This is a genomic window from Nostoc sp. EspVER01 (assembly GCF_034530635.1).
Classification (GTDB): Bacteria; Cyanobacteriota; Cyanobacteriia; order Cyanobacteriales; family Nostocaceae; genus Nostoc.
Map to the genome: position 1 here is coordinate 84,211 of NZ_JAVRCS010000012.1, position 19,720 is coordinate 103,930.

Consider the following 19,720-nt stretch of genomic DNA (forward strand, 5'->3'; position numbering starts at 1 on the left):
GCTGAATTCTGTAGTTAAGATTTCATTTTAATTGAAAACTTCAATCAAAATCTTATTAATTTTTATATTAAATATAAATCTAGATTATTAGCCTACATTAATTAAATTACGTTTTGCAAGACTTTGCGGGTATTTTGCCAAGCCCAAACACCGACAACTACGACAACAATACTCATTGCTACAAGCACAGTTCGCAAGCCCAGAACATCAGTTAATGGCCCAGTAATAGCCAGAGGTAAGGCCAGAGCGATGTTGACGGCATGATTTTGAAAGCCAAATACTTTACCGAGCATGGTAGATGGTGTTTGCTGTTGAATTAAAGTTTGCATGGGTACGCCAATTAGGGAAGCACCTACACCCAAAAATGCACACAGTCCCAGCGCCAGTAATAAGTTGTGCGTAAAAGTGAACACCCCTAAAACTAGTGCAATTATCAAAAATCCAATTAAAGGTAGGGGTTTATGATGCAATTTATCACCCCAGTGGCCTAAAATCGCTGCACCAAATACCATACCCACACCGGCTGCTGCCAAGAAAAAGCCAAACTGTTTTTCTTTTAAACCAAACTCCTCGGCTAATTGAATTGTCAGCACCGTTAAGGCTGCAAATACACAATATAAAGTTGTCAGTTGCAGCATGGCATTCAATATCAAACGGTTTTTCTTGAGATACCGCAGGCTCTCAGTAAATTCAGCCCAAGGGTTATTTGATGCTTGATGTTCTTGGTGGGGTTTGGGTTCTTTAAACTTAATTGGCTGCATGATCGCAGCCGATAATATGTATAATCCACCAACTACAATCTCTTGACCGTATTGTTCTCCCATCAAGCTTTTCGACAAACTCAAAATTGGCTCTCCTATTGCAAAGCCAACAATTAAAGCTCCCATCATCGTGCTGCTAAACAGCGCATTGGCTGCCAACAAATTCTCTCGCTTCACCAACAAGGGAATAGCTGCTTGCTCCGCTGGTGCAAAAAACTGCGTCACTGTAGAAATGGCAAAAGTCAGGATTAATAGAATCAGGAATTCTCGTGGCAATAAGGGAAGACACAGCGTTAATATTCCCCGCACGACATCTGAGCCAACCATAATCAGCTTTTTTGGGAAGCGGTCAACAAAGATACCACCAGCAGAGCCGAACAAAATTGCTGGTATTGTAAACGACAGCATTAAGGTTGAGTACATCGAATTTTGTGCCAACCCAGGAAGCGGTGAGTAGTTCTCCAGCAGAGCAATCATCAAAACAAAGAAGACCTTATCTGCTAACTGGGACACCAATTGCCCAATCCACAGGAGCATAAAACCACGATTTTTTAGCAGTGCGCCAAAGCCGTTATTAACAGCAGCCGGTTCAGTTGGAAACATTAGATACTTTCTTGGGGTAGATGGGGATAGGGTATGGGGATAGGGTATGGGGATAGGGTATAGTTTTTCTTGGCTGTCTTCTGTCACCTGTAACCTGTTCCCTTCATCACTCCTCACTCCTAACTCCTGTTTACTTACTCCATTGTCCGGATTAATTTGCTTCATAGTGCTCTAACAGCATAAGCAAAAACTCAGTTGCTGTCAGACGACCTTTGGGTGGAATAATCTCAATAGACGAATCTACCCAACAGCCTTGTACAGTTTGGGGAGATTTCCAAATGGACAAATGATCGACTGATGGCTCTGCATAAAAGTTATTTTGCCCACTGCCTAGCAAAGATGAACTCCAATGGGTGAAATAATCATGGCTCATCCGATGAATAGGAAAATTACCCTGTAGTGGTACTCCCCATCCATCTATAGCAATAAACGCTTTGACACGACCACCCAAGAGTTGCCACAAATGTGCTGCCCCTATTGCCCCAACTACGCCAGCACTAAAGCTTATGAATATAATTGGTGATTCTAGAGAGTCGGTCAAGCAATACCTGCGGTGAGCTACGCTAACGCGCAAAAACTGCAAAATGTGCAATGCTGATAAAACCAAAACATCTTCGCCCGGATAAATAAATATATTTACTGAGTTGAGTGCGATCGCACTATTAGAAACTAAATCTAACAATCCGACTCTAAAGCTTTCAGTTAACTTTGGCTCATGAATTCCAGGGCAAATAATTATAATCATCTATTACAGGAAATAAATAACAAGTTAGAAGAAAGCCACAACCAATTGCAAGAGGAAAAAAATTAATCGAGTCCACTTTTTCGCAACTCCAGGAAATAGCCCTGCAACGTCACAGAGTTGGAATATTGGCTAGAAAAGAAAATTGTTGAAGTGGTGAAGAAGTTAACTTAAGAGGGAGCATTGAGCGTACCTATTTCCGTTCCCACTGCAACTATAGCGAAAGTCTCACCACCTAAAGAAGAGATTGACTGGCAAGCCAAGACCGATGCCAAGGTATGGGTGAGTAAAGCGCCCTTGGCAGCTCTAGAAAAAATCCGTAGGTCTTACAAGCTGTCTGTCTTTACAATGACTCCGTGGCAAAATGTGTAATTCCAAATTTTGCCTCAATTGCGGAATCCATTAGAGAAAGCTTGTAATATCAGTAGAATCTGATGCTTATAGGTGAGGTAGTACATGGAACCACTAACTGCGGGTGCGATCGCAACTCTGGCCTTGAAAACAGTTTTTGGCAAGACAATTGAGAAGCTGACAGAAGTAACTTTAGCAAAGATAAATGTGCTACGTAACAAGATTTGGAACAAGCTTCAAGGTAAGGAAGAGGCAGCAACAGCTTTTGTAAAGGCAGAAAAAGGGTCAAAGGTTGATTTGGATTGGGTAGTTAGTTACTTACAAGAGGTAATGAAATCTGACACAAGTTTTGCTACAGAAGTAGAAAAATTAGCCTCAGAGATTCAGCAAGAAATAAATATTGGACAGATCGAAGGTCAAAACGTCCAAAATGTGTATGGTGGAGAGGCGCAACAAAATAACGCCAATAATAATTCAGGCACAATTTATCAAGGTAACAATACGATACATAATACTAATTGAGTGATGTCGTCCTCTGGGGAAGGGACAAAGTTAAATCCCCCAAATAATCTTGTATTTCATGGTAATGCCAATTTTGTAGGACGAGAGGATGATCTGGGTCAACTAAGTGAAAAGTTGATAAAACCGTCCACAGGAGGAATTCTTGCTGTGTCAGGTATGGCAGGGGTGGGCAAAACCGAATTAGCAAGACAGTATGCACGACAATATGAAGCAAATTATCCTGGTGGTATTTGTTGGCTTTCAATGAGAGGAGCAAATTTAGCCGCAGATATTTTTAAGTTTGCTAAGTCGTCTATGAATTTAGATGTACAAAAAGAGTTGAAGGAGAAAAATCTTAATCTTAAAGATCAGATACTGTGGTTTTGGGCTAATTGGAAACCTGTAGAAGGCTTGGTGTTGATAATACTTGATGATGTCACAGATTGGACAAGTTGTAGAGGGCTACTGCCAACAAGTAATCGTTTTAGAATATTAATGACAACTCGCCAGCGACGGTTGGAAACTAGCTTTGCAGAAATATCGCTAGATGTACTCTCAGAAAAGGATGCTTTAAAACTGTTGGCAAGCGTGCTGGTTAAAGAAGACCTACGAGTGAAACGAAAATCACCAGAAGCAAAACGTTTATGTGCATGGCTAGGTTACTTACCATTAGGGTTGGAATTAGTAGGGCGATATTTAGTGCAAGACCCTGATTTGTCTTTAACAGATGTGTTAACGCTACTAAAAACTCAGAGTTTGCAAGATAACGTCATTGATCTATCAGAGAAGGTATTGCAGAATACTGAAATGACCGCCAAGCGAGGCGTAAAAGCAGCATTTCAATTAAGTTGGCAAGAACTAAATCCTGCTACGCAGCGTGTAGGTGAATTGTTAAGCTTGTTTGCACCAGAGCAAATTTTTTGGACATTAGTACAGTCAATTAGTAAGTCACTTTCTTGGGGAGAATCTGATGTAGTTGAGGCAAAAAAGCAACTTTACAAGTTTAATTTGATTCAATCGTTAAAAGACACTAATTATAAAATACATCCTTTAATACGGGAGTTTTTAAAAGTCAAGTTAGCAGACTCAGAACAAACTAATAATTTGAAACAGGCTTTTATAAAAACATTAGTAGAAAGTGCCCAAATAATCCTTGGCTCCCCAAGTCAAGAAGAAGATATTAAATTAGTCAAAAATTCTATACCCCATCTGGCAGAAGTGGCAGAACATCTGGAAACAATGGTGATTGACAAAGATTTACTTTGGGTGTTTCAGGGGTTGGGCAAATTTTATTCTGATCAAGGGTTATATGAATCGGCAAAGGTTTGGTATGAGAAGTGCGTGTCAGTATTAGAATCACGTTTGGGAAAAGAACATCTTGATGTTGCTACCAGTTACAATAATCTAGCCGTACTCTATCGTAACCAAGGAAAATACATGGAGGCGGAAAATCTGTATAACGAAGCATTAAATATATACAAAAGGCTGTCAGGAGATCACAATTTTAATATCGCCACATGTAACAACAATTTAGGACTTGTTTGTTTAAATCAAGGAAAGTACAACGAAGCGCAACTATTTTATCAACAAGCATTAAAACTAAAAAAACATAAATTGGGAGAAAATCATATAGATATCGCTAACTGTTACGACAATCTAGGAATAATCTATCGTTATTTAGGAAAGTATAGCGAAGCGGAACTTTACTTTAACCAAGGATTAGAATTAAGCGAAAGGCTATCGATAGATGGCATTTTCCCTAAGACACAAATCGATAAGATTAAGGCACAAATCTACAACGATCTGGCTCTTCTGTATTTAGATAAAAAACAGTACAAGGAAGCTGAGGATTTGATTAAAAAATGTCTAGAATTAACAAAACAACTTTACGGGGAAAATCATATTTATACCGCCACCAATAACAACAATCTGGCTTCACTATACCATGATCAAGGACGATACACGGAGGCAGAAAACCTGTATCAAAAAGCATTAAAAGTCAGAAAAAAGATGCTCGGAGAAGACCATCCTGATGTTGCCATTACTTACTCTAATCTGGCTTCACTTTACCACGATCAAGGGAAATACACAGAGGCGGAAAATCTCCATACAAAAGCACTAAAAATAAGAGAACCGCGGCTGAGACAAGACCATCCCGATATTGCTAAGAGTTACAATGGTCTGGCTGAAGTTTACCGTAAACAAAGACGGTACACGGATGCGAAACGAGAGTATGAAAAAGCTTTAACGATTTGTAAACAACAGTTAGGGGTAGATCATCCAACAACAACGCAATTCCAAAAAAATTATAATGATTTTTTAAAAGAGTCCAATGAGAATTGAGTATTGGTAGCAAGTTAAACAAATAGACTCAGAAAAGTTAGTTTTTATTGACGAAATGGGTGTTTCTTAAGTTTGGCACTAATGTAAGAATCGGGACAAACGCACCTTATTTATTAATATAGCAATCCTAAATCATTCGTGAGAGAGAAAATCGCTGAAAAGCTCTAAAACACGTACTTTTAATCTCAGTATTTTCTCACGTTTCAATTCGGATTGCTATAGAAGCTAATCAGCGTATTCTACCTTCTTTGGGGTAGCAAATTTTAAATGAGATAAAAATGTCGTTTCTAGGTGAAGAAAATACTGTGAACGGTGTGAAATGAGCATTTGTTCAGAAACTTACGCTAAGGACTTGATGACCTGTTTTCAACATCCTGTCTACCTGAGAGAAACCTGTACCAGTTGAAGCCTTTGAAATTTAGAAGCTTCAAACCCAAGATTAGCCGTATAAAAAAGCTGTATCAAATAGCTTATAGCTTAACTGATACTTTGAGAATTGCAAAAAATATTGGTGGATAGAGTGCTTATCTACCTAGTAAGGTTTTCAGTCTTAGCGTAACTTTCGGTACGATTGCTCATTTGACCCCAACCCCAACAAGACTTAGAATTGCAAGTTATTTAATCCATGTTTCTAAGTACTTTTGAAGTATTTCGTGACCGTTTGGCTAAATTATGGTAAAAATCACAATTATTCTTTAATAAATGCTGCCTCTTTATTTTTTGTGGAATCATTTATTCTTTGTAAGTTCCGTTTAGTAAGATTTTTATGCTGCTTATAGTGATTATCTGAATACATAGAACTAGAATCTATTGCAGTATTCCAGTCAATGCGCCAATTGAGGTAGCCCACTATTTGATTAGCTGTATTTTTGATTGGCACTGTGATAAATTCCTGATCAAAAAAGACAGATACTCTCTTAAAATAAGAAGGTACATGATAATACTCCGAAACAGCATCTGGCACCAATGCTAAGAACATACGATTAGCCGTTAAAACACGCGTTTCTTTCGCTGTTAGAATAGGCATTTCTTTTACAGAATTTGCTGATACAGATGGTGCTGAAACAAAAATAGTTGTTAAGGCAAAAAAACCAGCAAAAAAACGTTTGTTTAGCATTTAAACTTCTCCTATTTAGTAAGTTGATATTTACTACACCCACTAACTTAACTATTTCGGAAAAGTTGTTGCCTTTTTATATCTTCTTGAACTGGTGGTAGACAAAACTTAAATTGGTAACTGGAGGCTGGGAGCGATCACACCGAAAGAATGAAAGCGCTGTAGCTAATTAAATGTCATTGACAAAGCCCTGCAACAGATAAAAACAGCGCTCATCGGGGTTATGCCTAAATAAAAATTAAAAATCTTGTATGTCTTGTATGTCTTTTGATGTATTATCTTGATTTTCCCACCTATCCTATCCCCCTGGATGGGATAATAAGTTACAAGTAGGGAAAATGTGCAAACTATTCCCTAACTTTATATTTCTCTGCACTCTGGTTATATTGAGGAACTAATTGTGGTTGCCACGCCGGAAAAAGTACAACACACCCACGAGCATCTATCAGGTAAAGACCGTGTAGCCGTATTGCTTATGGGCTACGGCGAAGTCGAAAGCTACGAAGATTTCGCCAACTATAACGAACAGGCTTTAAATCTACTGACAGCAAAATTCGCACCAGTACCAACCTGGATTTATCCGCCTCTGGCAAAGCTTTTGGCGCTATTTGACCGCCATGAGTGGGGACACACACACCACGATTTTATCTCCCCACACAACGCCATCTTTGAACAGCAGCGGGCTGGGATTGAGAAGAATTTACAAGAAAAATGGGGCGATAAGGTTCAAGTTTTCAAGGCTTTCAACTTCTGCGCCCCTTTTCTACCCAATCAAGTCTTAGCGGAAATCAAAAACCAAGGTTTCGATAAGCTATTAATCTACCCTTTGCTGGTTGTTGATTCTATATTTACCAGTGGTATTGCGATCGAGCAAGTTAACAATGCTCTCGTTGAGTTGACTGATGGTGAAGAACACTGGGTTAAAGCACAACGCTACATTCCTTCTTTCTTCAACGAACCAGCCTACATCGATTTAATGGCTCATCTAGTTGAAGAGAAAATTGCTGAGTTAGCCGGAGCTTATCTACCTTCTCAAATCGGTATTGTCTTAATGAATCACGGCTGTCCTCATAAAGCTAAAGGCTTTACTTCTGGGATTGCCGAAAGTGAAGCAATGTACGACTTGGTTCGGGATAAGTTGATTAACCGCTATCCGTTAATCTGCGTGGGTTGGCTCAATCATGACACACCCCTAATTGATTGGACGCAGCCAAATGCAGAGCAAGCTGCTAATAACCTGATTCAATTGGGTGCGAAAGTAGTGATCTTTATGCCAATTGGCTTTGCCACAGAAAACCACGAAACTCTATTGGATGTACACCATATCATCCATGCTTTAGAGAAACAGCATCCTGGTACGAATTACGTGCAAATGGCTTGTGTCAACGATCGCCCAGAATTCTTGGCAATGGTGGCGCAATGGGCTGATACTCATATAGCAGAGTTGTTATCAGAACAAAGTGTGGCAGTGAATCCTCAACTCGCAGGGGATCACCATCATCACCACCACCATCATTAATTTTTGAGTTTACGAGGGTGGGCAAAGCTAGACCCACCCTACAATTAATTTACGCCCCGCAGCTTGCGAGTATTATCAACTAAACTCTGAGCAAATTGATCGAATCTTTGAGAGAGCTTCTCATCTACGAGTTTGCCTTCAGGACTGAAAGCACCCCAAGCTTGTCCGATCGCAATTTGTTCAGGGATAGACCAACAATGCACCCATCTGGTAATTAACCGTAGTTCGTTTAGAGCGTTGCTATTAGACTGACCACCCAAAACACTAATAAATCCTGCTACTTTATCAGACAGTTGGTCAAAGCTCATTAAATCCAGGGCGTTTTTCAGTACACCACTAACGCCACCATGATACTCAGGTGTCGCTAAAATTAACCCATCAGCCTGACTAACTGTTTCTTGCAACCGCTGAACATCTGGATACTCTGGATACTCCTTTGCGCCAGTGCAAAATGGTAGCTGCAACTGCCGTAAATCGAGAATTTCTACCTCTGCACCTACAGCCTCAACTCTTTGCGCTGCGACTTCTAAAGCAAGCTGGGTATAAGAGTTGGGTCTTAAGCTACCACCAATACCAATAATTTTCACCATAATTAACCCATAAACTATTAACTAGCTACTATCGTCAGATTTGTAAAAAGCGGAATCGTTATGACTATGTTTATCTTAGCGATTTGTGCTGGAATGTGTCAAATTAATATCTACTGGGGATTGGGGACTGGAAAAGCAGGGGAGCAGCACTTCGGCTACGCTCAGTGACCGAGGAGCAGAGGAGCAAGGGAGAAGTAGGAGTAAGTTCTCCCCTATCTGCGCACCTTTGCCTCTTGTGCCCAATGTCTAGTCTTAACAACTGCAAAAATCTAGATAATGATCGCTCAACTTTATGTAATAGCCTGAAGAAACTTGGGAATGCTTTTGTGAGGAAGTTAGACTAGATAAGAAAAGTGTAATTTCCAGTTATTACAATTTTTGATAGAAGAATAGGCATAAAACCAGCGCTTAACTTGTGCCAGCAGACAAAGGGTAATTATTATGACAAATTCGGGAAAAAAAGCATTGATAAAAAGGCAGTCTTCAAAGCGCGTTGCTTGGGTTGGTGCAATTGCTGCTAGTTTGATTATGTTGCCAGGAATTTTCGGAAGTACTCCTGTCATGGCACAAAAAGCAGAAACCGCCTCGCTAAATTATGGTGATTTGATCAAGAAAGTGAAGGCGGGAGAAGTCGAGAAAGTAGAGCTTGACGAAACCGAACAGCTAGCAAAGGTTTATCTCAAGGGACAAAAAGATAATACACCACCGCAACAGGTGAGACTTTTGGCGCAAAACACTGAGTTAATTAACATTCTCAAAGATAAGAATGTGGATTTTGGCGAAGTTTCCTCTGCTAATAGTCGAGCTGCTGTAGGGCTGTTAATTAATTTGATGTGGATTTTGCCATTGGTGGCTTTAATGCTGTTGTTCCTCCGGCGCTCTACAAATGCTTCTAGCCAAGCGATGAATTTCGGTAAATCCAAAGCTCGCTTCCAAATGGAGGCAAAAACTGGAGTGAAATTTGAAGATGTCGCCGGGGTTGAAGAAGCTAAAGAAGAACTCGAAGAAGTTGTGACTTTCCTGAAACAGCCAGAAAGATTTACTGCTGTAGGCGCACGGATTCCCAAAGGTGTGCTGTTAATTGGCCCTCCTGGTACTGGTAAAACTTTACTAGCAAAAGCGATCGCAGGTGAAGCAGGTGTACCATTCTTCAGTATTTCCGGTTCAGAATTTGTAGAAATGTTCGTTGGCGTAGGTGCATCTCGCGTGCGCGACCTTTTCAAGAAAGCCAAAGAGAATGCCCCTTGTCTAATATTTATCGATGAAATTGACGCAGTAGGTAGACAACGGGGTGCTGGGATCGGTGGTGGTAACGACGAGCGCGAACAAACCCTCAACCAACTGCTCACAGAAATGGATGGTTTTGAAGGTAACACAGGTATCATTATTATTGCTGCCACAAACCGCCCAGATGTTTTAGATACAGCATTACTCAGACCAGGACGCTTTGACAGACAAGTGATGGTCGATCCACCCGATCTTAAAGGGCGACTAGAAATTTTGAAAGTCCACGCCCGGAATAAGAAAATCGATCCTAGCGTATCATTAGAAGCGATCGCTCGCCGCACTCCTGGTTTTACTGGCGCAGATTTAGCTAACTTACTCAACGAAGCCGCTATTCTCACCGCTAGAAGACGTAAAGAAGCCGTCACTCTTTTAGAAATTGATGCTGCTGTAGACCGAGTTGTTGCAGGTATGGAAGGTACCGCCTTAGTAGACAGCAAGAGCAAGCGCTTAATTGCCTATCATGAAGTTGGACACGCTTTAGTAGGCACATTGCTCAAAGACCACGATCCTGTACAGAAAGTTACATTAATTCCACGAGGACAAGCACTAGGATTAACTTGGTTTACTCCCAACGAAGAACAGGGGTTAATTTCTCGTTCCCAGCTCAAATCCCGGATTACTGCTACTTTGGGTGGTCGCGCCGCTGAGGAAATCGTTTTTGGTAAGCCAGAAGTGACCACAGGTGCAAGCAATGACCTGCAACACGTGACAGGGATGGCGCGGCAGATGGTGACACGCTTCGGGATGTCAGAATTAGGCCCATTGTCCTTGGAAAATCAGAGTGGAGAGGTATTTTTAGGACGCGACTGGATGAATAAATCAGACTACTCTGAGGAAATTGCTGCCAAAATTGATTCACAAGTGCGCGAAATTGTTAGCAATTCCTACATTAAGGCCAAAGAACTTTTGGAAGAAAACCGCATAGTTTTGGAGCGTTTAGTAGATTTGCTAGCAGAACAGGAAACAATTGAAGGTGATGTATTCCGCAAAATTGTTGCCGATCATGTTCAGGTAGCCGATGAACAATTGGCTGTACCTCATTAAAAATATGAGTGATAAATAATGTAGAGATGTAGCACTGCTACGTCTCTACAAGGGTTCTGGATGATGCATCTTTAATTTCACCAGATGTCTATTAAGGAACAGGTAAAAGTCAATATAGACTACTGAAAATCCAAAGGTTAAGATTCCCGACTTCTTCAAAAAGTCGGGAATTGTGTTGTCAAAAAACTCAGAATGCTACCTCAGCCTTCCCAGAAAGTAGCACAGATAAAGTCTTGTCACTGTAAAGCTTAGGCTATTGTATTATATATACCCAAAAAATGTACTACAAGTAAACATAAACATCATGAAATATAGATTTTGGGCAACTTATCTGCTTGCTACTTTAGCATTTCTGCCCTTCGAGCCTGTAAGCATGACTCAGGTTTTGGCAACATCAGTTTATCAACTGGCACAAGCAAAATCTGCTTACACCCAATATATGCAGCTTGGTTATAACGAAACCAAACGGAGAAACTATAGAAAAGCTTTATTGAATTTTCAGCAAGCAGAGCGGCTACGTCCTGGAGATAGATATGCTACTTCTGCAATTAGAAATGTTACAAGTTACATTCAACGCGGTAGAAATCGTATCGCCTTTGTCCCAGGTAGACCTGGTAGAGTAAGGTCAGCTGGAACACGGGGAAGTTGCTTTCAAACTGGACAATATCTGATTCCCCTGACACCGACAGATAAGGAAGCTCAACGCACCACATCAGAGCGTCCCACATTCTTTTTCTACGTTCCTCAAACCTCGACAACAGTACAAGCACTAGAATTTGTTTTGCGCGACGGTGATAGCATCGACCCATTATATAAGGGAACTTTCAAACCTGTTGGGCAGAATGGTATTGTTAGTGTAAATGTACCTGTAAATCAGCCATCTCTACAAATCGGTAAAGAATATAATTGGACTTTTTCGATGATTTGCGATCCTAATAACCGCGATAAAGACTCTTATATAGAAGGTACAATTGTGCGATCGCAAGATGAAAACCTATCCCTTCAGCTAAACCAACCAAACACAGATTTGGATCGCGCAGTTTTATTTGCAACGGCTGGATTTTGGGAAGATTCTCTAAGAACTTTAGCTAATTTACGCCGCCAACGTCCTAACGATCCCGAAGTTCAGAAATATTGGGAAGATTTGTTGAATTCAGTAGACATTAAAGAAGTTGTAAACAAGCCTTTCTTGCCCTGTTGTACTGTTCAAAAATAAATTAATCATTACTTACAATACTTCTGCCAATTTACGAGGGTTCAACGCCCGTAGAAACGGGATGAATACGACCTAAAGTAGCAAGCCTGGCAAAAATCTGGGTTAATAAAATAGGCTCAGGGATTTCGGGAAGCATTTTTAACATTTCATGGACAGATCGAAAACCACGATAGTAATACCAATTCTGTATGAAGATGCGCTAAAATATGAGATGGGTGCATCTGGTTAAAGCGTTATGGGTATGAGATTGATTATTGAGATTAAAGAGAGCGACGTTTAATTACTGCAAAAGGAATCAAACCTTTAGAACACAGCCAGTGGCGTCATGAGAATTTTTATTTATACGGTGTCGTAGAACCGCTTAGGAATGAGAATTAAATAACATCGACTTTTGTAGGTTGGGTTGAGGCACGAAACCCAACGCTCTAGAGATGTTGGGTTTCGCAGACTCAACCCAACCGACTAGCGCAGCAAGGTTAAAATATTGGGTAAAAAACAATCGGTTAATTAGTCTCTTTTTCTTCTCTCGTGCACTCTGCGTCCCTGCTGCTTAAACCCAACATTTTAGTGTGGACGCGCTACTACACAGGTTATTAAATACACGATCCTTAGTGGCTATAGCTTTTTCTACGAGTTTCCCTACCTTAATGCTGATTGTTTTCAACACTTTTTGGAATTAGTGTCTGCTGAGCTTGGTGATGATATCGCGGTTATCCAGTTTGATCAAGGATCGTTTCACAAAGCCAAAACTCTTAACTACCCTGATAACATTATCCCGATTTTTCAACCTCCTCACTCTCCGAAACTCAATCCCATTGAGCGGTTTTGGGAACTTCTCAAATCAAAACTCCAATGGGAAAACTGTAAAACCCTTGCACAATTACAGCAGAAGTTAACTGATGTCCTCAAAGCAATTACACCTGAGATGATTGCTTCAGTGACTTCCTACGACTTTATCCTTGAAGCTCTATTTAGCGCAGCTTCATAAATAATTGGTATTAGCACCTTCTCCAAAAAAGAACTTTAACAAAAAACTGGCAACGCAATAATCAGTATTTCGGGCGTTGCCAGTAAAGAAGTTTTCGCCTGCGGTGGGCGATACACCATCGCAAAAAGTCTTGCTCAAGAATTGTAATAATATTTAATATGAGTCTAGGTTGTGTAATTTAGATTAACTATTGCAGAGAAATTCTCTCAGACTGAGTAAAATGACAAATACAACGAGGCAACTATTTTATAGATTAGTTACCCTAGAACTGGAGACTATGTTTTCAGTCCTGAGTTACTTCTGTATTTTGCCTCTGAGGCATACCAATTTAGACCACACCAAATCCTTCATTTAAGAGCTCCCACTAATCATAATGGCTGTGATTGAGAAGAAAAGAACTCGCGATCTGCCCCAAATTAACGAACGAATTCGCTTCCCGAAAATTCGGGTCATTGACACTGACGGTGCCCAACTGGGAATTATGCCCCCACAGGAAGCACTACAACTAGCAGAAGAAAAAGAGCTAGATTTGGTGCTAATCAGCGATAAAGCTGACCCGCCAGTTTGTCGGATTATGGACTACGGGAAATACAAGTTTGAGCAAGAAAAAAAGGCGCGGGAAGCCCGGAAAAAACAGCACACGGCTGATGTCAAAGAAGTTAAGATGCGCTACAAAATAGAAGAACACGACTACAACGTGCGTGTTAAGCAAGCAGAGCGCTTTTTGAAAGATGGCGATAAAGTCAAAGCGACTGTGATGTTCCGGGGTCGAGAAATTCAACACAGCGACCTAGCAGAAGATTTGCTCAAGCGAATGGCAACGGATTTGGAGCCTTTTGGTGAGCTTCAACAAGCCCCTAAAAAAGAAGGACGAAACATGATGATGCTCATTTCGCCTAAAAAATAATTCTCTAACTGTTTAATAGACCAAGTTTGAAAATCCCCTGACTAGAAGTCGGGGGATTTTTTCATGTTTTATTTGAATGCAATATACGCTTTGAGCGCATAGTTAGGGACTTCCAAATAAAAAAACATCCCAAATTTTCTTGTGGGATGGGTGTCCCCACCCGTCCCAGATTTAGGGCGCTCATGTTGCCCACCCCACAAAATGGATAATTTATTTCTTGGAAGTCCCTTAGCTATGCACTCCTACGAAAGCATTTAAATTTATCTAAAATCGATAGTCCTGAACGCTGAGTGGGAAACATAATACTCAGTTGCTCAGGACTTTTGCTATTTCCAAAGGAGCTAGGAGGACAAGGGGACAAGGAGGTATATTTCTTTCCCCTCTGCCCCCTGCTCCCCTGCCTCCCCATTACGCGGTGATACTACCAGAAAATAAAACTGCATGGAACTGAAAAATCACTGGTTGGCTGCAAATAAAGTTGCTTTACCACGACTACTACAGTGGGTGAATCTCCGACCAGAGGAGAGCGAACGAACCCAGATAATGTTTCTTTTTTACACAATTGTCTGTGTAGGATTGCGGTGGGCAGAAGACAGTACGGTGGCGCTGTTTTTGGATGAATATGGAACTCACCTGCTGCCGTGGATGTATATTGCTAGTGCGGTAATGAGTGCCGGACTGGTTTTTTTATACTCTTGGCTGCAAAAGATTTTTCCCTTACGTCGGGTAATTGTGGCGATCGCACCTTGCATGTTGATGCCATTAGTTTTATTAGTTGTATTACGTTGGGGATATCATTTTTCCTACCTGGCTGTGATTTCGGCATTTCTGCTGCGGCTGTGGGTAGATGCACTTTATGTGGTCAATGACCTCAACACTTCTATTGTCGCCAACCAAATATTTAATATTCGGGAGATTAAACGGACTTACCCACTGGTGAGTAGTGGTCTTTTGGTAGCAGATGTGATCAGTGGCTTTAGTTTGCCTTGGCTAGTGCAATACACCACGCTGAATAAGATCATCCTCATCGCCTGTATTGTGATTTTATTAGGATCGGCGATTCTATTCTATTTAACTCATCACTATCGAGCAGCTTTCCCTGAAACCCCACAAAGACTAGTTCCCGAACAACAAGCTTCACGGGAGCGTTTCATTAAAAGCCCGCTGAAGCGGTACGTCTGGCAGTTGTTTGCTTTTGTGGGACTGTTGCAAGTTATTGGCTTGTTAATAGATTTTCAGTATCTGCGCGAACTCCAATCCAATTTGAGCGACCGAGAACTTGCGAGCTTTTTGGGTCTGTTTGGGGGGATGTTGGGACTGTGTGAGTTGTTGTTGCAGTGGTTTTTTTCCAGTCGGCTCATCGAACGGATGGGGGTATTTTTCACTGCGACGCTTTTACCAATTACCGTCGGCTTTTCACTCCCAGGAGTGCTGGTATTGCTGCATTTAATTCCAGCCATGCAATCGCAAAGCTTTTTCTGGGGTTTGATAATTGTCAAATTCTTTGATGAACTTTTGCGCTACACCTTTGTGATGAGTAGCGGCCCCATCCTGTACCAACCGATTCCAGAGGGAATTCGCAGCCGGATGCAGACTTTATCTGGTGGAACCGCCGAAGCGATCGCCACAGGTTTGACAGGAGTGCTAATTTTTGCAACTATCTTGTTTTGTGGGCGGTTTGTACCCGAACCACTACAAAGATGGGTGTTGGTAGCAGAAACCATGCTGATAACTGGCACTTGTTTAACAGTAGTTTGGGAATTGCGATCGCGCTATGTGGAACTGTTAGTCTTGAGTGTGGCGCGGGGTCACTTGAGTGCAAGCAATGTCGGCTTACGTTTTTTCAAGCAGGGAGTAGTTAAAGCTTTAGCAGAAAAAGGCAGTGAGGCTGATAAACGCTCTTGTATTGAACTTTTAGCCCAAATTGACTCCCAAGGCGCGGCGGAAGTTTTAGCCCCGCTACTAGTGAAGTTAACCCCAGATTTGCAGCGCCAAAGTTTGGAAGTGATGCTGATGGGAGGTGTAAATCCGGTTTATTTAGCCGCCATCCGTCCTTTATTAGAAGAATCCCAAGAAACTAACCCCGAAGTTTTTGCCTTAGCGCTGCGCTACGTTTGGCTGGCTGAACCAAATCCCAATTTAAGCCTTTTAGAAGGATATTTACACCCGCGCCAAAACTCACTCATCCGCGCTACTGCCGCCGCTTTAGTCTTACGCCAGGGAACGCCGATGCAAAAGGTAGCAGCTACTCAAACCATGCGCCGGATGCTGACTCATAAGCAAGAACGGGAACGGGTGAATGGAGTTAGAGCGCTGAGAGAAGCAGTTTATTTGCAGGCGTTGCGGATTCATATCCCGAATTTATTACAAGATGAGTCCTTACGGGTGCGCTGTGCCGTATTAGAAATGATTTCAGCCACCCATTTAGAAGAGTACTATTCGGCACTGATTGCAGCACTTTATTACAAATCAACGCGCAGCACAGCCATGTCAGCCCTAGTGCGACTAGAAAATGAAGCTTTAGAAATGCTGTTGCGGTTGGCAACCAATATTTACAAACCAGAAGTAGTGCGGATGTATGCTTGGCGTACCATTGCTCAAGTCGGTACCCAGCAAGCATTAGAGACTTTATGGGAAAACTTGGAAATATCCTGGGGTACTACTAGGGATCATATTCTCCGCAGCTTACTAAAAATTCACAAACAACCAGGAATTAAAGGTTTAGTAGATCGATTTTATGAAAGTCGGGTAGAAAATTTAATTAAGCAGGAATTAAAATTTTTAGGTGAAATTTACGCCGCATACATTGACTTGCAAACACTAGACCAAAAAGAAAATTATCAATCCAATCAAAGGATTGTGATTGTCTCGGAATTACTGCAACGCGCCCTTTTAGAATTGGAATTGGATGTCAAAGAGCGGCTGCTACTGCTATTGAAACTGCTTTATTCGCCAGAAAAGATGCAGGCAGCAGCATTTAATCTGCGATCGCTCTCAGTGGTAAACTTAGCGCGGGGCTTAGAAATATTAGAGCATACTGTCACTTTGTCTTCAAAATCTTTATTGCTGAATATTTTAGATAACCGACCACAGGCAGAAAAATTACAATATCTTGTCGAAGCCAAGATCGTAGAATATGAGAATATGATAGTTAGCGATCGCCTCCACAGATTGCTGATGTTGGGTAATTTCCTTTCTGACTGGTGTCTAGCTTGCTGTTTTCATTATGCTCAAGTTACACGCATCCGACTGACCAGTTCTGAGATATTAGTGAGTTTGCGTCATCCCACCGGCTTTGTCAGAGAAGCTGCGATCGCATATTTAAATATGGTTTCACATCGCGTTCTCCTGCAAATCCTCCCCCAGCTACAAAAAGATCCACATCCTTTGGTAGTTGCTCAAGTTAAAGAGTTACTCGAAAAATACCAATTCCAAAAGTACAATTGATATTACTTATAAGTGCAACATAGTAAAAATAACTTTGTAGTTAAAAATAACGCAAAGGTTCATATTAGCTTTGTTCTGCCATCTTCAACTAGGCATAAATCAAAATAATCACAAGGTTAATTTCTTGGCTACTAATAAACCTAATTGCTCACAAGTGCTAACACTTTCTGGTAACAATTGTTTGTAATACTCTAAACAAATCAATTACCAGCAAAAGCTTGGGAGGCAAAATGGCTTCTGGTCAAATTCAACACGCTATTGGCATATTTCGTAATCGCAAAATTGCACTACAGGCGCTCGACGAACTGAGAAGTAGTGGCTTTTCGATGAATAAAATTTCTGTAATCACTAAAAAACCCAAGCTCAATGAGCAACTTGACAGTTCCGACACGAGTGAAAGTAATATTGCTCCTGCTGAAGGTGCTAGGGCGGGTGGATTAGCAGGCGCTACGGCGGGAGGTTTACTTACCTTAGTTGCGGGTTTGGGTATTTTGCTTATTCCTGGTTTTGGCCCAGCGCTAGCAGCAGAGTCTGTTTTAGCCACCCTGTTAGGAAGTGGAGCTAGCGCAGCTGCTGGCGGTCTGATTGGCGCACTACGAGGTTGGTTTCTTCCTGAAGAAGTTGCCCAACTCTACAATGACCGAGTATTCCAAGGTGATTATTTAGTGACGATAGAAAGTACAGAAGACGATATCCGTCAAGCTGAATCTATTCTTAGGCGTTGGGGTATTCAGGAATGGCGAGTTTTTGACATTCCCAACAGTTGAAATCATAGGACTTTAAATGAGTAATGAGTAATGAGTGGATGAGAAATGGGTATTTACTCATTACTTATTATTCCAGAATCACCGACCCTTCTTTCTCGGTGAGTATGTCAATCCTCTGCTAACTTGTAAAGTAAGTGGAAGAGAGCATAAAGAGAATTAATGTACGTACTAATTGGTGGAGCCGGCTTAGTAGGCTTAAGTTTAGCGCAAAAACTGGTAGAACTAGGACATACTGTTGCCGTAATTGACATTGACCCTATTGCTTGTCGCTACGCCCGCGAACAAGTAGGAGCAATGGCTTTTGAAGGCAGTGCTGTGAGTACAGAAGTATTATTAGAAGCGGGGATTCGCAAAGCCGGTTCCTTGGCAGCAGTTCTGAGAAGTGATGCCTTAAACTTGGCAATGGTAACTCTTGCTAAACACTACGGCGTCACCCATATTTTGAGTCGGATGCGCCACCCCGATTTTGCCGAACCGCTGCGGATAGCTGGAGCTAACCATATTATCAGTACTGTTGAACTATCAGTTTCAACAATGGTGAATGCCATTGAGTATCCGCAAGTAGAATCAATGATGCATTTTGAGCAGGGACAGATTGAGGTTCTGAAACTTTCCATCCCCAACAATTGCTATGTTGCCGGTCGTAGTGTTGCCGAAATTGCTCAAGATCCCCAATTCCCCACTGGTTCGCTAATTATTGGCTATCAATCTCATCCCCACGAAGATTTGATGATTCCTAACGGCAGTACAATACTGGAACCTCATTCAACTGTGCTGATTGTGACTAAACCAAGATGCTTACATCAAGTCATTGATTTTATTGAACAAAGATGTTGAGCGTAGTTCCTACCTAAATTGTTTATTAGGTAGGGTTAGCTACACATATAAAAAATTGGTGAGTTTTGATGAAGCTGTATAGATATATTTATTTAGCGATCGCTGTTATTATTCTTGCATCTTGTGAATCAACACCCAAGTCACAACCCAATGCCATTCCAGCAACCCCATTGCAAAAAACAGTGACGTTGGATAAGAATTTTAAGATAGCAAGCGGTCAAACTGTTTATGTTCCTGTCTACTCTCATATCTATCATCACAATCGCCAAGAGATTTTTGAGTTAGCAGCTACGCTTAGTATTCGGAATACAGATTTGACCAATCCGATGATTATTACTTCTGTACGTTACTACAACTCGGAAGGGAAACTAATTAAGCAGTATTTGGAGCGCCCTATTCAACTTGATGCCCTAGCTTCGACAGATTTTTTTATCAATAGAAATGACACCAGTGGAGGTTTAGGCGCAAACTTCATTGTCGAGTGGGTAGCCCAAACAGAAATATCCGAACCGATAGTGGAGGCAGTCATGATTGGTACTGACTTTCAGCAAGGAATTTCTTTTATCAGTCCTGGTAGAGTGATTAAAAGTCAAAATAACTATAAGCGATCGCCTTTAAAATAGAATTTTTCAAAAGCTAATTTATCGAACAGAATTCAGGAGTCAGCACTCAGTATGGTAAAGGGGACTTGTGTGATGCG

General features: G+C 41.3%; 16 protein-coding genes and 1 pseudogene. 12 read left to right on the forward strand and 5 right to left on the reverse strand.

Going from position 1 to position 19,720, the window contains the following annotated elements; all coding sequences use genetic code 11:
* Positions 1 to 101: 101 nt before the first annotated feature.
* Together RMX69_RS13100 and RMX69_RS13105 are read right to left on the reverse strand one after the other, a co-directional pair.
* Positions 102 to 1,364, reverse strand: coding sequence for an MFS transporter (locus RMX69_RS13100; protein ID WP_322637747.1), 1,263 nt, complete (start codon positions 1,362 to 1,364; stop codon positions 102 to 104).
* A 151-nt stretch (positions 1,365 to 1,515) separates the two neighbouring features.
* Positions 1,516 to 2,109: a hypothetical protein gene (locus RMX69_RS13105; RefSeq protein WP_322637708.1), complete on the reverse strand. Its 594-nt coding sequence runs from the start codon at positions 2,107 to 2,109 to the stop codon at positions 1,516 to 1,518.
* A gap of 180 nt (positions 2,110 to 2,289) precedes the next feature.
* Between RMX69_RS13105 and RMX69_RS13110 the strand changes: the two genes are divergently transcribed.
* The 3 genes from RMX69_RS13110 to RMX69_RS13120 all read left to right on the forward strand — a co-directional run bounded on the left by RMX69_RS13110 (position 2,290) and on the right by RMX69_RS13120 (position 5,301).
* On the forward strand, positions 2,290 to 2,478 hold the full coding sequence (locus RMX69_RS13110) for a hypothetical protein (RefSeq protein ID WP_322637709.1): 189 nt from the start codon (positions 2,290 to 2,292) through the stop codon (positions 2,476 to 2,478).
* An 84-nt stretch (positions 2,479 to 2,562) separates the two neighbouring features.
* Positions 2,563 to 2,979: a hypothetical protein gene (locus RMX69_RS13115; protein WP_322637710.1), complete on the forward strand. Its 417-nt coding sequence runs from the start codon at positions 2,563 to 2,565 to the stop codon at positions 2,977 to 2,979.
* A 3-nt stretch (positions 2,980 to 2,982) separates the two neighbouring features.
* Entirely contained in the window at positions 2,983 to 5,301 is a 2,319-nt protein-coding gene (locus RMX69_RS13120; RefSeq protein ID WP_322637712.1) for a tetratricopeptide repeat protein, read from the forward strand.
* Between the two features lie 688 nt (positions 5,302 to 5,989).
* On the opposite strand, the gene RMX69_RS13125 is transcribed toward RMX69_RS13120, so the two are convergent.
* Positions 5,990 to 6,418 carry a hypothetical protein gene (locus RMX69_RS13125; RefSeq protein WP_289798284.1) on the reverse strand — a complete coding sequence of 143 codons (429 nt, stop codon included), beginning with the start codon at positions 6,416 to 6,418 and terminating at the stop codon, positions 5,990 to 5,992.
* 400 nt (positions 6,419 to 6,818) lie between these two features.
* On the opposite strand from RMX69_RS13125, the gene RMX69_RS13130 reads away from it, so the two are divergent.
* The gene (locus RMX69_RS13130) at positions 6,819 to 7,937 is read left to right on the forward strand and encodes a ferrochelatase (protein WP_322637714.1); all 1,119 of its coding nucleotides are present in this window, start codon (positions 6,819 to 6,821) and stop codon (positions 7,935 to 7,937) included.
* A 44-nt stretch (positions 7,938 to 7,981) separates the two neighbouring features.
* Here the strand turns inward: RMX69_RS13130 and RMX69_RS13135 are convergent, their stop codons facing one another.
* Positions 7,982 to 8,527 carry an NADPH-dependent FMN reductase gene (locus tag RMX69_RS13135; RefSeq protein ID WP_094353353.1) on the reverse strand — a complete coding sequence of 182 codons (546 nt, stop codon included), beginning with the start codon at positions 8,525 to 8,527 and terminating at the stop codon, positions 7,982 to 7,984.
* A gap of 441 nt (positions 8,528 to 8,968) precedes the next feature.
* On the opposite strand from RMX69_RS13135, the gene ftsH reads away from it, so the two are divergent.
* On the forward strand, positions 8,969 to 10,858 hold the full coding sequence (gene ftsH / locus RMX69_RS13140; protein WP_289798286.1) for an ATP-dependent zinc metalloprotease FtsH: 1,890 nt from the start codon (positions 8,969 to 8,971) through the stop codon (positions 10,856 to 10,858).
* Between the two features lie 304 nt (positions 10,859 to 11,162).
* The gene (locus RMX69_RS13145; protein WP_322637715.1) at positions 11,163 to 12,074 is read left to right on the forward strand and encodes a DUF928 domain-containing protein; all 912 of its coding nucleotides are present in this window, start codon (positions 11,163 to 11,165) and stop codon (positions 12,072 to 12,074) included.
* Between the two features lie 31 nt (positions 12,075 to 12,105).
* On the opposite strand, the pseudogene RMX69_RS13150 reads toward RMX69_RS13145, so the two are convergent.
* Positions 12,106 to 12,249, reverse strand: a pseudogene (locus RMX69_RS13150) (IS4 family transposase); the annotation flags it as partial.
* A gap of 429 nt (positions 12,250 to 12,678) precedes the next feature.
* Between RMX69_RS13150 and RMX69_RS13155 the strand changes: the two are divergent.
* From RMX69_RS13155 to RMX69_RS13180, 6 genes are all read left to right on the forward strand, one after another.
* On the forward strand, positions 12,679 to 13,062 hold the full coding sequence (locus RMX69_RS13155; RefSeq protein WP_289800063.1) for a transposase: 384 nt from the start codon (positions 12,679 to 12,681) through the stop codon (positions 13,060 to 13,062).
* A 373-nt stretch (positions 13,063 to 13,435) separates the two neighbouring features.
* Positions 13,436 to 13,969, forward strand: coding sequence for a translation initiation factor IF-3 (gene infC, locus RMX69_RS13160; RefSeq protein ID WP_104908867.1), 534 nt, complete (start codon positions 13,436 to 13,438; stop codon positions 13,967 to 13,969).
* Between the two features lie 441 nt (positions 13,970 to 14,410).
* Positions 14,411 to 17,416 carry an MFS transporter gene (locus tag RMX69_RS13165; RefSeq protein ID WP_289798288.1) on the forward strand — a complete coding sequence of 1,002 codons (3,006 nt, stop codon included), beginning with the start codon at positions 14,411 to 14,413 and terminating at the stop codon, positions 17,414 to 17,416.
* A 230-nt stretch (positions 17,417 to 17,646) separates the two neighbouring features.
* Positions 17,647 to 18,183, forward strand: a complete 537-nt coding sequence (locus tag RMX69_RS13170) for a general stress protein (RefSeq protein WP_289798289.1) — start codon at positions 17,647 to 17,649, stop codon at positions 18,181 to 18,183.
* A gap of 159 nt (positions 18,184 to 18,342) precedes the next feature.
* The gene (locus tag RMX69_RS13175) at positions 18,343 to 19,020 is read left to right on the forward strand and encodes a potassium channel family protein (RefSeq protein ID WP_094352965.1); all 678 of its coding nucleotides are present in this window, start codon (positions 18,343 to 18,345) and stop codon (positions 19,018 to 19,020) included.
* 68 nt (positions 19,021 to 19,088) lie between these two features.
* Positions 19,089 to 19,643, forward strand: a complete 555-nt coding sequence (locus tag RMX69_RS13180; RefSeq protein WP_289798290.1) for a DUF3124 domain-containing protein — start codon at positions 19,089 to 19,091, stop codon at positions 19,641 to 19,643.
* Positions 19,644 to 19,720 lie beyond the last annotated feature (77 nt).

Coding starts and splice junctions, on each gene's coding strand:
- RMX69_RS13165 (WP_289798288.1), top strand. CDS start 14,411: ATGGAACTGAAAAATCACTGGTTGGCTGCAAATAAAGTTGCTTTACCA.
- RMX69_RS13135 (WP_094353353.1), bottom strand. CDS start 8,527: ATGGTGAAAATTATTGGTATTGGTGGTAGCTTAAGACCCAACTCTTAT.
- infC (WP_104908867.1), top strand. CDS start 13,436: ATGGCTGTGATTGAGAAGAAAAGAACTCGCGATCTGCCCCAAATTAAC.
- RMX69_RS13105 (WP_322637708.1), bottom strand. CDS start 2,109: ATGATTATAATTATTTGCCCTGGAATTCATGAGCCAAAGTTAACTGAA.
- RMX69_RS13125 (WP_289798284.1), bottom strand. CDS start 6,418: ATGCTAAACAAACGTTTTTTTGCTGGTTTTTTTGCCTTAACAACTATT.
- RMX69_RS13180 (WP_289798290.1), top strand. CDS start 19,089: ATGAAGCTGTATAGATATATTTATTTAGCGATCGCTGTTATTATTCTT.
- RMX69_RS13120 (WP_322637712.1), top strand. CDS start 2,983: ATGTCGTCCTCTGGGGAAGGGACAAAGTTAAATCCCCCAAATAATCTT.
- ftsH (WP_289798286.1), top strand. CDS start 8,969: ATGACAAATTCGGGAAAAAAAGCATTGATAAAAAGGCAGTCTTCAAAG.
- RMX69_RS13145 (WP_322637715.1), top strand. CDS start 11,163: ATGAAATATAGATTTTGGGCAACTTATCTGCTTGCTACTTTAGCATTT.
- RMX69_RS13170 (WP_289798289.1), top strand. CDS start 17,647: ATGGCTTCTGGTCAAATTCAACACGCTATTGGCATATTTCGTAATCGC.
- RMX69_RS13115 (WP_322637710.1), top strand. CDS start 2,563: ATGGAACCACTAACTGCGGGTGCGATCGCAACTCTGGCCTTGAAAACA.
- RMX69_RS13100 (WP_322637747.1), bottom strand. CDS start 1,364: ATGTTTCCAACTGAACCGGCTGCTGTTAATAACGGCTTTGGCGCACTG.
- RMX69_RS13175 (WP_094352965.1), top strand. CDS start 18,343: ATGTACGTACTAATTGGTGGAGCCGGCTTAGTAGGCTTAAGTTTAGCG.